A 14,043-nucleotide genomic window follows, 5' to 3' on the forward strand; every position below is an offset into this window, starting at 1 on the left:
GCTTCGAAACCGATTTATGCAGCCGCCTCAGCAGGCCGCGACGAAGCGATCGACGTCGTCGACTTTGGTGGCAAAGCTCGTCACCAGACGGTAGAGGCCCTCGTCAGTTCCGAGGCTTCCGGCGAGGTCGTGCGGAACCGGCCAGTCGTAGAACACGGCGCCTTGCTCCTGCAGTTTCGTCGCCACGTGCTTTTTCAGGATGACGAACACTTCGTTGGCATCGACCGGCCAGCCGAGCCGGCTGTTGCGCGAAGCAGCGATGCCGTCGGCAAGGCGTCGGGCCATGGCGTTGGAATGCCGTGCAAGGTCGAGCCAGAGACCGCCTTCAAGATAGGCATCGAACTGGGCAGAGACGAAGCGCGATTTCGAGAAAAGCTGCGCCGAGCGCTTGCGCAGGAAGTGCATCTCATGCGCCTTGGAAAGATCGAAGAGGACAAGGGCCTCGGCGCACCAGCAGCCGTTCTTCGTTCCGCCGAAGGAAACGAGGTCGACGCCACGCTTCCAGGTCATCTCGGCCGGTGTGGCATCGAGGCTGACCAGCGCATTGGCAAAGCGTGCGCCGTCCATGTGGAGCGGCAACTTGTGTGCCTTGGCGACGGCGGCAATCGCCTCGATCTCATTAAGGGAGTAGACGGTGCCGCTCTCGGTCGCCTGCGTCAGTGTGACCGCCATCGGCTGACCGCCATGGACATTGTCGAGCGGGTAGCGGCGAATTTCCGCCTCAAGCCGGAATGCATCCATCTTGCCGTGTTTGCCATCGACGGGCTTCAGCCTCGATCCATGGGTGAAGAATTCCGGAGCGCCGCACTCGTCGGCGGTCACATGGGCTTCGCGGTGGCAGAACGCGACGCCCCCGGCGCGGTTGGTGCTTGCAAGCGCCAGTGAGTTGGCGGCCGTTCCGGTGCCGACGAAGAAGACCGCAACATCGCGTTCGAAAACCTCCGACAGTTTCTTCTCCACCTTCCGGTCGAGGTCACTGGTGCCATAGGCGGATGCGTAGCCGTCGGCATGGGTCACGAGGCTCTGGGCGATGGCCGGGTGGGCGCCAGCCCAGTTATCGGAGGAAAAAATCATCACATATCGTCCTGTTTACGGTCGTATCGACTGCGTTCGGGCGACCATAAACCACTTGCCGGCCGGATCAATCACGGTGCTTGCGATGGAGGCCAACAGGATACCAGTTTGAAACCAAAATGAAGAAAACGTCGGTTTGCCGTAATTAAATTATAAAACCGCGAAACTTCCGGCAATGTTCGGCAAAATCTCTTCCAATAAATGCTCATATGCCCCTTGCGGAGGGGGGCGGTTTCTGGCATAGAGCGCATGAAATAGGACAGTCTTGCTGTCCTATTTCGGTCTAGGGACCGGAACAATCGCCGCAAGTGCCCCAAAAATCGGCAATCGGCGTGTGGCGCAGGGGGATCCGCCGGATTTCATCCGGTTGTTAACGCCTGCCATCAGGATGGTCACTGACATCAATGCCTGATGATGCCGTGCATTATTTGCGACCTGATCAGGATCATGAGACGATGAATGCCCCGGCTTTGCGGCATGCGGATGCGTGCGACGGAGAGCCATGCGCGGGCGCAGGTATGCCCGGGACGTGCCGGGTTCAACAGGAGGGAAGACGATGACGGATCACACGCCATCACAGCAATCTGGGCTCAACCTCGCACACACTGTTGCGACGGCTGAAAAAACGCCCGTTTTCCCGTCCGGCCTGCCGCGAAAACAAGGTCTCTATGATCCGCGCAACGAACACGATGCCTGCGGCGTCGGCTTCGTCGCCCACCTGAAGGGTGAGAAGTCGCACCAGATCGTGCGCGACGGCCTGTTCATGCTCGAAAACCTGACGCACCGCGGTGCCGTCGGTGCCGACCCGCTGATGGGGGACGGCGCCGGCATCCTCGTGCAGATTCCTGACCGCTTCTTCCGCGAGGAAATGGCCAAGCAGGGCGTCACCCTGCCGAAGGCCGGCGAATACGGCGTCGGCTACCTCTTCATGCCGCGCGACGAGAAGCTGATCGCCCATTTCAAGGACGTGATCAGCGAAGTTGTCGCCGAGGAAGGCCAGCACGTGCTCGGCTTCCGCGACGTGCCGGTCGACAATTCGTCGCTTTCCAAGGCTCCGGACATTGCCGCCACCGAGCCGCACCATGTCCAGGTGTTCATCGGCGCCGGCCGCGATGCTGCGACCAATGCCGAATTCGAGCGCCGTCTGTTCACTTTGCGCAAGGTGATCTCCAACCGCATCTATGCGGAAGCCGAAGGCGGCGACCTCGGCTTCTACGTCGTGTCGCTGTCGACGCAGACCGTCGTCTACAAGGGCATGTTTCTGGCCTATCAGGTCGGCGCCTACTACAAGGATCTGGAGGACGAGCGCTTCCAGTCGGCCGTTGCCCTGGTCCACCAGCGTTTCTCGACCAACACCTTCCCGTCCTGGAAGCTTGCGCACCCCTACCGCATGGTCGCCCACAACGGCGAAATCAACACGCTTCGTGGCAACGTCAACTGGATGGCGGCTCGCCAGGCTTCCGTGTCCTCGCCACTCTTCGGCGACGATATCTCCAAGCTCTGGCCGATCTCCTACGAGGGCCAGTCGGACACCGCCTGTTTCGATAACGCGCTCGAATTCCTGGTGCAGGGTGGCTACTCGCTCTCGCATGCGGTGATGATGCTGATCCCCGAAGCCTGGGCTGGCAACCAGCTGATGTCGCCCGAGCGCAAGGCGTTCTACGAATACCATGCAGCCCTGATGGAGCCGTGGGACGGCCCGGCAGCCGTTGCCTTCACCGATGGTCGCCAGATCGGCGCGACGCTCGACCGCAACGGCCTGCGTCCGGCGCGCTACATCGTCACCTCTGATGATCGCGTCATCCTCGCGTCTGAAGCCGGCGTGCTTCCGGTCGACGAAGAAAAGATCGTCAAGAAGTGGCGTCTGCAGCCGGGCAAGATGCTGCTCATCGACATGGAGCAGGGCCGCATCATCTCCGACGAGGAGGTGAAGTCTTCGCTCGCCGACAAGCATCCCTACCGCAAGTGGCTCGACGATACCCAGCTGATTCTCGAGGAGTTGAAGCCAGTGGAGCCGCGCGCGCTGCGTCGCGACGTTTCCCTCATCGACCGCCAACAGGCCTTCGGCTACACTCTCGAAGACACCAAGATCCTGATGTCGCCGATGGCGACCACCGGCCAGGAAGCCATCGGCTCGATGGGCACCGACACGCCGATCTCGGCAATGTCGGACAAGCGCAAGCTGCTTTATACCTATTTCAAGCAGAACTTCGCGCAGGTCACGAACCCGCCGATCGATCCGATCCGCGAAGAGCTGGTGATGAGCCTCGTCTCGTTCATCGGTCCGCGTCCGAACCTGCTCGACCATGCCGGCATGGCGCATGCCAAGCGGCTTGAGGTGCGCCAGCCGATCCTGACCAATGGCGATCTCGAAAAGATCCGCTCGATCGGTCACACCGAGGACAGGTTCGACACCAAGACGCTCGACTTCACCTATGACATTTCGCGCGATGCCGAAGGCATGCCGGAAATGCTCGATCGCCTGTGCGAACGGGCGGAAGCGGCGGTCAAGGGCGGCTACAACATCATCGTTCTTTCCGATCGCCAGGTCGGTCCGGACCGCGTCGCTATCCCGGCGCTGCTGGCGACGGCCGCCGTGCACCATCATCTGATCCGCAAGGGTCTGCGCACCTCGGTCGGCATCGTGCTGGAATCCGGCGAACCGCGCGAGGTGCACCACTTCTGCCTGCTCGCCGGCTATGGCGCCGAAGCGATCAACCCGTATCTCGCCTTCGATACGCTGACAGACATGCACAAGCGCGGCGATTTCCCCAAGGAAGTCGACGGCAGCGAAGTGGTCTACCGCTACATCAAGGCCGTCGGCAAGGGCATCCTCAAGGTCATGTCCAAGATGGGCATTTCGACCTACCAGTCCTATTGCGGCGCGCAGATCTTCGACGCTGTCGGCTTGTCCTCGAAGCTGGTCGACCAGTTCTTCTTCGGGACGGCAACGACGATCGAAGGCATCGGCCTTGAAGAGATCGCGGCCGAAACCGTCGCCCGTCACAAGGCGGCCTTCGGTGCCGATCCGGTGCTGGCCAACACGCTCGATATCGGCGGCGAATATGCCTACCGCATGCGCGGCGAAAGCCACGCCTGGACGCCGGATGCGATCGCATCGCTGCAGCATGCGGTGCGCGGCAATGCTGAGGACCGCTACCGCGAATTTGCCGAGATGGTGAACAACTCGGCGCTGCGGATGAACACGATCCGTGGCCTGTTCACGGTCAAAAACGCGGAGGCTGCCGGCCGCAAGCCGATCTCGGTCGACGAGGTCGAGCCGGCCACCGACATCGTCAAGCGCTTCTCGACGGGTGCCATGTCCTTCGGCTCGATCAGCCGCGAGGCGCATACGACGCTGGCGATCGCCATGAACCGGATCGGCGGCAAGTCGAACACCGGTGAAGGCGGCGAGGAAAGCGACCGCTACCTGCCGCTGCCCGACGGCTCGACCAACCCTGAACGTTCGGCGATCAAGCAGATCGCCTCCGGCCGCTTCGGCGTGACGACCGAGTATCTGGTCAATGCCGACATGCTGCAGATCAAGGTGGCCCAGGGCGCCAAGCCCGGCGAAGGCGGCCAACTGCCCGGCCACAAGGTGGACGCGACCGTCGCAAAGACCCGGCATTCGACGCCGGGCGTCGGCCTGATCTCGCCGCCGCCGCACCATGACATCTATTCGATCGAAGATCTGGCGCAGCTGATCTACGACCTGAAGAACGTCAATCCGGAAGCCGACGTTTCGGTCAAGCTGGTCTCGGAAGTGGGTGTCGGTACGGTTGCCGCCGGTGTCGCCAAGGCACGCGCCGACCACATCACCGTTGCCGGCTTCGACGGCGGCACCGGCGCATCGCCGCTGACCTCGCTGAAACATGCCGGCAGCCCATGGGAAATCGGCCTCGCCGAAACCCAGCAGACGCTGGTGCTGAACGGCCTGCGTTCGCGAGTCGCCCTTCAGGTCGACGGCGGCCTGAAGACGGGTCGCGACGTCATCATCGGAGCGCTTCTCGGTGCCGACGAGTTCGGTTTTGCCACCGCGCCGCTGATCGCCGCCGGCTGCATCATGATGCGCAAGTGCCACCTCAACACCTGTCCTGTCGGTGTCGCGACCCAGGACCCGGTGCTGCGCAAGCGCTTCAAGGGCACGGCCGAGCACGTCATCAACTACTTCTTCTTCGTCGCCGAGGAAGTGCGCGAGATCCTCGCATCGCTCGGCGTGCGCCGGCTCGATGAAATCATCGGTGCTTCCGAACTCTTGGATAAGGACGGCGCGCTTGCCCATTGGAAGGCCAATGGTCTCGATTTCTCGAAGATCTTCCACAAGGTCGACGCTCCGAAGGAAGAAACCTACTGGACGAGCCGTCAGAAGCATCCGATCGACGACGTGCTCGACCGCACGCTGATCGAGAAGGCGAAGATCGCGCTGGAGACCAAGGCGCCAGTCGCCTTCGAAGCCGTGATCAAGAACGTCGACCGATCGGCCGGCGCCATGCTTTCGGGCGCGCTTGCCAAGCGTTGGGGTCACAAGGGCCTGAAGGACGATACGATCCACGTGACCCTCAAGGGCACGGCGGGTCAGTCTTTCGCGGCCTTCCTGGCGCGCGGCATCACCTTCGATCTGGTCGGCGATGGCAACGACTATGTCGGCAAGGGTCTTTCCGGTGGCCGTATCATCGTCCGGCCGCCTGAGAACACCAGGATCGTGCCTGAAAACTCGATCATCGTTGGCAACACCGTGCTTTACGGTGCGATCTCGGGCGAATGCTACTTCAACGGCGTTGCCGGCGAACGCTTCGCCGTGCGCAACTCCGGCGCCATTGCCGTCGTCGAAGGTGTGGGCGACCACGGCTGCGAGTACATGACCGGCGGTGTCGTCGTCGTTCTCGGTACAACGGGCCGCAACTTCGCGGCCGGTATGTCCGGCGGTGTTGCTTATGTCCTCGACGAGGAAGGCGATTTCGCCCGCCGCTGCAACATGGCGATGGTCGAACTGCAGCCGGTGCCGGAAGAGGACGACATGCTCGAGAAGCTGCATCATCACGGCGGCGACATCATGCACAAGGGCATGGTCGACGTATCCGGCGATATGACGCGCCACGACGAGGAGCGGCTCTACCAGTTGATCTCCAATCACCTGCACCACACGGGCTCGCCCCGGGCAAAGGCGATCCTCGATCACTGGGCAGACTACCGGCCGAAATTCCGCAAGGTCATGCCGGTCGAATATCGTCGTGCGCTCGAAGACATGGAACGCATGAAAATGGCAGAGGCGGCCGAATAGAGGTCCCGGTGAAAAGGGCTCCCGATTCCGAAAAGGGTTCGGGGGTTCATCACGCGCGCTTGTCTCAAGCGCCTGTTCAGACGCGAAGCTATCAGGATGATACGATGGGTAAGGTAACTGGTTTTCTCGAGATCGACCGGCAAGTGGCAAAGTACCAGCCGGCGTCCGACCGCATCCGCCATTTCCGCGAATTCACAATTCCGATGTCGGAGCCGGAAGTGCAGAAGCAGGCGGCGCGCTGCATGGACTGCGGCATTCCCTATTGCCATGGGCCCACCGGATGTCCGGTGCACAACCAGATCCCCGACTGGAACGATCTGGTCTACAACGGCAACTGGGAAGAGGCGATCCGCAACCTGCATTCGACCAACAATTTCCCGGAGTTCACCGGCCGCGTCTGCCCCGCGCCGTGCGAGGAGGCGTGCACGCTGAACCTCGAGGATGCCCCGGTCGCGATCAAGACCGTCGAGCAGGCGATCGCCGACAAGGCCTATGAGATGGGCTACATCGTGCCGCAGCCGGCCGTCACCAAGACCGGCAAGAAGGTCGCGGTCATCGGTTCGGGCCCGGCCGGCATGGCGGCTGCCCAGCAGATGGCGCGCGCCGGTCACGAGGTTCATCTCTACGAGCGCGAGAGCAAGCCCGGCGGCCTGCTGCGCTACGGCATCCCCGACTTCAAGATGGAGAAGAACTTCATCGATCGCCGCGTCGAGCAGATGAAGGGCGAGGGCGTCACCTTCCATTGCGGCGTCAACATCGGCGTCGACCTGCCGGTCGAGCAACTGATCGACGGTCATGATGCGGTGCTCTATTGCGGTGGCTCCGAAACGCCGCGCAATGCCGGCATCCCCGGCGTCGAATTTGCCGGCGTTCATGATGCCATGCCCTATCTCGTGCAGCAGAACCGTCGCGTCGGCCGTGAAAACATCGACAGCACCGGCTGGCCGGCGGCACCTATTCTTGCCGGCGGCAAGCACATCGTCGTCGTCGGCGGCGGCGACACCGCGTCCGACTGTGTCGGCACGGCCTTCCGTCAGGGCGCCGTCAAGGTCACCCAGCTCGACATTCGCCCGCAGCCGCCGGAAAAGGAAGACAAGCTCGCCGTCTGGCCGTTCTGGGCGACCAAGATGCGCACCTCGTCCAGCCAGGCCGAAGGCGCGATCCGCGAGTTCCAGGTCGCGACGCTGGAGTTCGTCGGCGACGAGGACGGCAACCTCATCGGCGTCAAATGCTGCCAGGTGGATGACCGCCGCAAGCCCGTCGCCGGCACGGAGTTCATCATCAAGGCCGATCTCGCCTTCATCGCCATCGGCTTCAGCGGCCCGTTCACCGATAGCGTGCTGAAGGATCTCGGCGACAAGCTGACGCTCAACACCGACCGTCGCGGCTCGACCAATGTCGTGGCCAACGACCGCGACTACAAGACCTCGGTCGACAAGTTCTGGACGGCCGGCGACGTTCGCCGCGGCCAGTCGCTCGTCGTGTGGGCGATCCGCGAAGGCCGCCAGGCCGCCCGCGCGATCGACGAGGCGCTGATGGGATCGTCGATCCTGCCGCGCTGACATCATTGCTCCCAAACGCGAAAGGGCTCCGCCGGATCATGGCGGGGCCCTTTCGCATTCAAGGTCCTTTTGGCGAAGGGATCGCCGAGACAACAGTTGCACTCAGCAGCCCAAAAGAGGGTTAGTTCCTGATCACCGGATTGCTGATGATTGTCCCTGGTTTGGCGAGACGGAAATCGTCGACACGGCCGGCAGGCGCTGCGGCCACATCGCCCTTGTCGACCAGCCGGTCGCGCGGGCTCTTGCCGGTGCCCTTGTTGGGTGCGGCATCGCCGAGCAGTGCTGCAGCGCCATCGAGATCCGGATCGGTCAGGCCAATCGGCTGCGTCTTGACGATGTCCTCGTTGGCAAGCGGCGCGGTAACGACCAGATCCTTCAGGCCATCGGCGCCCGGCACATCCTTGTCGGTCGCGGCGGCATCCCCCAGCAGGCGGCGAATATCCTTTTCCACGTAGAACGCCAGCTTGCGTTTGCCGGCTTTGGTCAGGTTGATGCCGTCGGCGCCGCGCAATCGAACCTGCTGGCCGTTGATGTCGGAGCCGGTCAGCACGAACTTGCCGGCTTCGTCGACGAAACCGTCCCAGATGTCGACGAACTGACCACCGACCTTTTCGACTTCCTCGCTGTAGATGCCGTTGAACGTCACCATGTCGGCAGTCATTGCAGCCGACTGGAACGGCGGCATGCCGACCCACAGAACCGGCAGCTTTTCCTTGCGTGCAAGCTCCGCCAGCCCATGGACGCGCTTGCGGTATTCCTCGGTCCAAAGATCGCTGCGGTACTTTTCCTTGGCGCTGCCGATCTGCATCTGCTGGCGATCGTTGGCGCCGAGGCTGATGATGATGACCGAAGGTTTGATCTCGCCCACGTAGGTGGGGAGCGTTACCGGCCAGTTGAAGTAATCTTCGCGCACCAGGCCGGACGAACCGTTCGCGCGCGTTTCGATGGTGATGCCCGGGGTCATCTCGAAGGCGGTCTTCAGTCCATCCCCAAGGCTGCCGGCCATGAAGTCGCCGACAACAAGAACCTTCTTGGCGTCCGGCGCCTTTTCAACCGGTTGCGGCACTGGAGCCGCATCGGCAATGGCAGGCCTTGCCTTTTGCCGGCCGGGTGCCTTCTGCCGTGGCTGACCTTGGTTCGGGTTCTGGTTCTGGCGGGCGCGCCTGGGCCGCGGCTGTTGCGGAAACTCGTACCGCTCGTCGATAACACGCCGTTCGCGCGTGAGGCCGCCGAACAGCATCTGGAAGAGGTTGCGTCGCTGCACCCTCTGCTGGGCTTCGGCATAACTTGCGGCAAAGCCGACGAACAGCATCGCGGCCGCGGCGACGATCATCGTCGCAGTCCTCCAGGGCATTCCGCCGCCTGTCGTCCGGGCCTTGGTTTTCGCATGCATGTCTGATCATCCATCGAACGGACGGCGGCGGCAAGGCCACCGTCGCGTTTCGGGCGTGCGCGTCAGTTGCGCAGGGCGCGCAGCAGATGTTGTGTCGGCTGGCCGTCCGGCGCAAGGCCGTTCTTCGATTGGAATTCCTGGATCGCGGCCTTGGAGCCGGATCCGAAATTGCCATCGACCTCGCCGCTGTAATAGCCGAGTTCCTTCAGGCGGTTCTGCAATTCGAACTTCTCACTGATGTCGAGTGAGCCGTCCGGGCGCGGCCAACGCTGCTGCATGCCAGCATAACCGGCGATCTGGTCGGCAAGAAGACCGACGCCGAGTGCGTAACTGTCCGACGCGTTGTAGCGCTTGATGACGAAGAAGTTCTTGGTCATCAGGAAGCCGGGACCGTCACCGCCGCTCGGCAACTTCAGTTCGGCGCGCGAAGCGCCATTGCGGAAACCCTTGCCGTTCGGCCTGAGGAAACCGAGCGCTGCCCATTGGGCAAGCGTCTTCGTCTGCCCCGAATATTTTGCGGCGTTGGCCGGCGGCGCGACCTCGTAACCCCAGGTCTCGCCCGCCTGCCAGCCGTTCTTCTTCAGAAGGTTGGCGGCTGTCGCAAGCGCGTCGGGCACCGAGTTCCAGATATCACGATGGCCGTTACCATCAGCGTCGATGGCGTAAAGCAGATAGCTCGTCGGGATGAATTGCGTGTGTCCCATGGCGCCGGCCCAGGAGCCGGTCAGTTCGCGCGGGGTGATGTCGCCGCTCTGCAGGATCTTGAGCGCGGCAATCAGCTGTGTCTTGGCGAATTTTGCACGCTTGGGATCGGCATAGGCAAGGGTCGCCAGCGCTCGCGGCACGTAGTGCAGACGATCGTCCTTTTCGAGCACGGCGCCGTAGTTCGATTCCATCGACCAGATCGCCAGCAGGATCGTCTTGTCGACGCCGAAGTGCTTTTCGATCGAATTCAGCGTGCGGCCATGCTTGGCGGCCATCTCCTGGCCGATGCGCTTGGTGTAGGGATTGACGCGGGAATCGATGTATTCCCAGATCTTGTGCTTGAACTCGGGCTGGTAGTTGGCCTTTTCGATCACGGTCGCATCGGGCGTCTTCACGCCGGCAAACGCCTTGCGATAGGTCGCCTGCGTGATGCCGCTCTTTGCAGCCGTGGCATAGAAATTGTTGATCCAGGTCTGGAATCCGGCATCGGCGCGCGCGGGGGAGGTGCCAAGCGCGACGGCGGATAGGACGAAGGCGGCTGCGATATGACGGAAAAACGTCCTGCGGTTTCTGATCATCAGCTGTCGGTTCCGTTCTCTGCGGAGCCTCAGCCGTCATAGCCGGGACATCTCCGCATGGTGGCAGTCTGGAGCCAGCCTTGCGGTTCGTCGACCGCCGGCGGTTCCCGTTCTCGGATCCGGCCGCAGTCGATGCAGCGCCGGATCAGGACGAATCTACAGAAACGTGGTCAACAAACCCTTTACCATGAAAAGGTCATTGCGTCTTCGGTGGAAGAAAATGCGAGTTCGGTCCGTATCGGCCTTTTTTTCATCCCGGTTCAGCGTGCGTTCACATCGTTACGTAGAGATTGCCGCGGCACTGCAAAGCGCTGACGATTCCTTAAATTGATTTTGGTTTAAGGATTTTTACAGCAACACTCAGGATTGAAATCCGATTGAAGGAGGTACCGATGACCGACAAGCGTAAAGTCCGCAAAGCCGTGTTCCCGGTCGCTGGTCTGGGCACGCGTTTCCTGCCGGCCACCAAGGCCGTGCCCAAGGAAATGCTGACGGTGGTGGACAAGCCGGTCATTCAATATGTGGTCGACGAGGCGATGGAAGCCGGTATCGAGCACCTGATCTTCGTCACCGGCCGCAGCAAGGCCGTCATCGAGGACTATTTCGATATCCAGGTCGAGCTCGACCAGACCCTGCGCGAGCGCAACAAGAAGATCGAGATCGAGCTTCTCGATGCTATCCTGCCGAAGGCCGGCACCACCAGCTTCACCCGTCAGCAGGCGCCGCTCGGCCTTGGCCATGCCGTGTGGTGCGCCCGCGAACTGGTCGGCAACGAGCCGTTCGCGCTGTTGCTGCCCGACATGATCATGAAGGGCGAGAAGGGCTGCCTGAAGGGCATGGTCGAGCTTTATGAACAGAGCGGCGGCAACGTCATCGCCGTCGAGGAATGCGCGCCGGATCAGGCCCACAAATATGGGATCGTCGGTGTCGGCGACAAGGTCGGCGACGGCTTCAAGATCACCAAGATGGTCGAGAAGCCCGCGCCTGGAACAGCGCCGTCGAACTTCTTCATCAACGGCCGCTACATCCTGCAGCCGGAAATCTTCCCGATCCTGGAAAAACAGGAGCGCGGCGCCGGCAATGAGATCCAGCTGACCGACGGCATGCTGAAGCTCTCCGAGAAGCAGCAGTTCGCCGCCTACCACTTCCGTGGCGAGACCTACGACTGCGGCGCCAAGGACGGCTTCATCCTCGCCAACGTCGCCTTCGCGCTCGAACGCAGTGACATCCGCCCGATCGTCGAAGGCCCGCTGAAGGCGCTCCTGAGCAGCTTGAAGTAATTCCGGTCCGTTCAAAAACGAGAAGGCCGCGTCCCGAGGGGACTGCGGCCTTTTTCTTTGCGTGTTTTCGCTGAGCGTAATCGAAATTTGGCGACTGCCGACAGTCGACCTTTGCCTCAGCGCCGCAGGACGAGGCCGACGCCGACGCGGGTGATGTCGGTCGGGTCGCCGACGTCGCGCGTGGTGCGCTCATAGCTGACGTCGCCGGTTAGTGCGAGATAACGGTTCATATCCCAAGTGAGGCCTGCGCCAGTGCGCCAGGTGGTCTCGTCGGAGGAGCGGCTGTCCGACGGATATTTGCGGATGATCAGGGTGTTGGACAGTCTTGCGACGAGATCGGAGCGCATCTCGTGGGTGATGATGTTGGTCAAGGCATAGTCGATCGATCCGGAATCGCCCGCAGTCGTCGACGGGTTGAGACCGGTCGACAACCCGAAGAGCACATCCGTACCGCGCTGCGGCGACCAGTTGAGGCGGCCGTCGACCGACAGGCCGCTGACGTCGCTGAGCCGGTCGTCCTCGAAACGATAGGTCTCGTAGCCAAGGGCGATCTCGCCATAGAGCTTTTCGCCGAGGTCGACCTCCAGACCGCCACGTGTTGCGTAGCTGTGGTAGGAGCGCTCGAAGCCGAGCGTGTCCTGGCGAAGATCGTAGATCGACCTGCCAACCGCGGCCTCGATGAACGGGATCAGTGCCGGCGACATTTCATAGCCGACGCGCGCCGTCAGCGTTCCGCTGTTGCGGTTTCGGTCTTCGACCGAAATGGTCGTGCCGTTTTCAAGCTCGACGTCGCCATAGGTCCGCCGTTCGAGATCGAGTCCGACCGAGCCGCGGATGAGGCCGAAGTCACGCTCGATGGCGGCGCCCAGCCGGTAGGTGTTGACGCCCGATTGTGACTTGGCATTCGAGATCGCGTTCGGATCGTCAGCGTCCTCGCGCTCGAAGCTGTAGCCTGCCCGCAGGCGTGCAACGGTTTGATCCCAGAGATCGAGGCGCAATTCCGCGTCGATGTCAGCGCGCGGCTCTTCCTCTCCCTCGCCGGAAATATTGTTCTGCAACACGCCGGCGCCCGTGACCGTCAGTTCGTGGCGGGACCAATCCGACGTCAAGGTGCCGCGGATGCCGGTTTCCAGGTAGCCGCGGTTCTGCTTGGTATTGCCGTCCTTGCGCCATTCGTGATTGATCGTTTCGCTGATTTCCGGCCGCAGGGTGAACGTGCCGATGCGAACACCGGGTGCGCGGTGGTCTTCCGGCTCTATTCGCGTCCGCAATCCATCGATCGTTGGTTCACGGCGGTTGAGACGGATGAGGTCTTCGTCCGAAGCCGGAGACAGATCGTCGGCGCTGACGGCGCCCGTCGTCTGCGGATCGGCGATCGCCGGCGCGCCGGTTGCAGCGCCGGGGGCAACGATGCCAGGGGTCGTCGGCACGGTGGCGTTCGTCACCGTTTGGGCATGCGCCGACAGCGGAGCGGCCATCGCGGTGCCGGCCAGCAACAACGCCATCAGCGTCAAACGCCGCGCGTCTCTTCCGGTCGAGCGAGTGTTGTCTGGCACCATCTGCCGTTTGTCCGCGAGCCTGATTGCAATCCTTTCGCAATCGTAAAGCCGCGTGGTTAACCAATCGTTTCCAAACGGGAAAAACGCGTTAACGACATGCGCAAAAACAAGAGCTTAAAGCGCAGCAAGCGAATTTGAACGGTCGCGGCGCCTTAGGCGCTCTCGACCGTCAGGTTACGCCCGTGGCTGGCAACGATGCGCACGCGCGCTCCGGCAGGCAGATCGGGTCCCTCGACGATCCAGACCGTATCGTCCAGACGCACGCGGCCGTGGCCCTCGGCGATCGGCTTTTCAAGCACGGCCGTGCGTCCCACGAGGCTCTGGGCCCGTTGGTTGAGCAGGGGTTCGTCCGTCTCCCTGGAAGACGAGGAGATGAAGTGCCGTCCGACGAGGACGGCGACGACGGAGAGAAGCGCGAAGACGACGAGCTGGACCTGCCAGCCCCAGACGACAGTGTCCCACAATAGAAGCGAGAGCACACCGGTGACGAGTGCGGCGATGGCGATCCAGACGAGGAAAACGCCGGGTGCCACGACTTCGGCTGCCAGCAGTACAAGACCGAGAACCCACCAGCTCCAGGGGCCGAGCTCAAGGATGATGCGCTGGACCAT

At 62.3% G+C, this 14,043-nt stretch carries 8 protein-coding genes; 3 read left to right on the forward strand and 5 right to left on the reverse strand.

Annotated elements, in window-relative coordinates; all coding sequences use genetic code 11:
- Positions 1-27 precede the first annotated feature (27 nt).
- Complete coding sequence (locus ABIE33_RS09885) at positions 28-1,074, reverse strand: threonine aldolase family protein (protein ID WP_429124346.1); 1,047 nt, start codon at positions 1,072-1,074, stop codon at positions 28-30.
- A 556-nt stretch (positions 1,075-1,630) separates the two neighbouring features.
- Here ABIE33_RS09885 and gltB point away from each other — a divergent pair.
- Positions 1,631-6,355, forward strand: a complete 4,725-nt coding sequence (gene gltB / locus ABIE33_RS09890; protein WP_429124348.1) for a glutamate synthase large subunit — start codon at positions 1,631-1,633, stop codon at positions 6,353-6,355.
- A gap of 104 nt (positions 6,356-6,459) precedes the next feature.
- Complete coding sequence (locus tag ABIE33_RS09895; protein ID WP_429124349.1) at positions 6,460-7,917, forward strand: glutamate synthase subunit beta; 1,458 nt, start codon at positions 6,460-6,462, stop codon at positions 7,915-7,917.
- Positions 7,918-8,038: 121 nt separating this feature from the next.
- Here the strand turns inward: ABIE33_RS09895 and ABIE33_RS09900 are convergent, their stop codons facing one another.
- Together ABIE33_RS09900 and ABIE33_RS09905 are read right to left on the reverse strand one after the other, a co-directional pair.
- Positions 8,039-9,271 (reverse strand): SGNH/GDSL hydrolase family protein, encoded by a 1,233-nt coding sequence (locus tag ABIE33_RS09900; protein ID WP_429124716.1) that lies wholly within the window; start codon positions 9,269-9,271, stop codon positions 8,039-8,041.
- A 101-nt stretch (positions 9,272-9,372) separates the two neighbouring features.
- Entirely contained in the window at positions 9,373-10,593 is a 1,221-nt protein-coding gene (locus tag ABIE33_RS09905) for a lytic murein transglycosylase (RefSeq protein WP_429124351.1), read from the reverse strand.
- 392 nt (positions 10,594-10,985) lie between these two features.
- On the opposite strand from ABIE33_RS09905, the gene galU reads away from it, so the two are divergent.
- Positions 10,986-11,873 (forward strand): UTP--glucose-1-phosphate uridylyltransferase GalU, encoded by an 888-nt coding sequence (galU, locus tag ABIE33_RS09910; RefSeq protein ID WP_429124353.1) that lies wholly within the window; start codon positions 10,986-10,988, stop codon positions 11,871-11,873.
- A gap of 116 nt (positions 11,874-11,989) precedes the next feature.
- Here galU and ABIE33_RS09915 read toward each other — a convergent pair whose 3' ends face one another.
- Together ABIE33_RS09915 and ABIE33_RS09920 are read right to left on the reverse strand one after the other, a co-directional pair.
- Positions 11,990-13,432: an outer membrane beta-barrel protein gene (locus ABIE33_RS09915; protein WP_429124355.1), complete on the reverse strand. Its 1,443-nt coding sequence runs from the start codon at positions 13,430-13,432 to the stop codon at positions 11,990-11,992.
- Between the two features lie 152 nt (positions 13,433-13,584).
- The gene (locus tag ABIE33_RS09920) at positions 13,585-14,043 is read right to left on the reverse strand and encodes an NfeD family protein (RefSeq protein ID WP_429124357.1); all 459 of its coding nucleotides are present in this window, start codon (positions 14,041-14,043) and stop codon (positions 13,585-13,587) included.

This window comes from Ensifer sp. 4252 (assembly GCF_050434565.1).
Taxonomy (GTDB): Bacteria; Pseudomonadota; Alphaproteobacteria; order Rhizobiales; family Rhizobiaceae; genus Ensifer.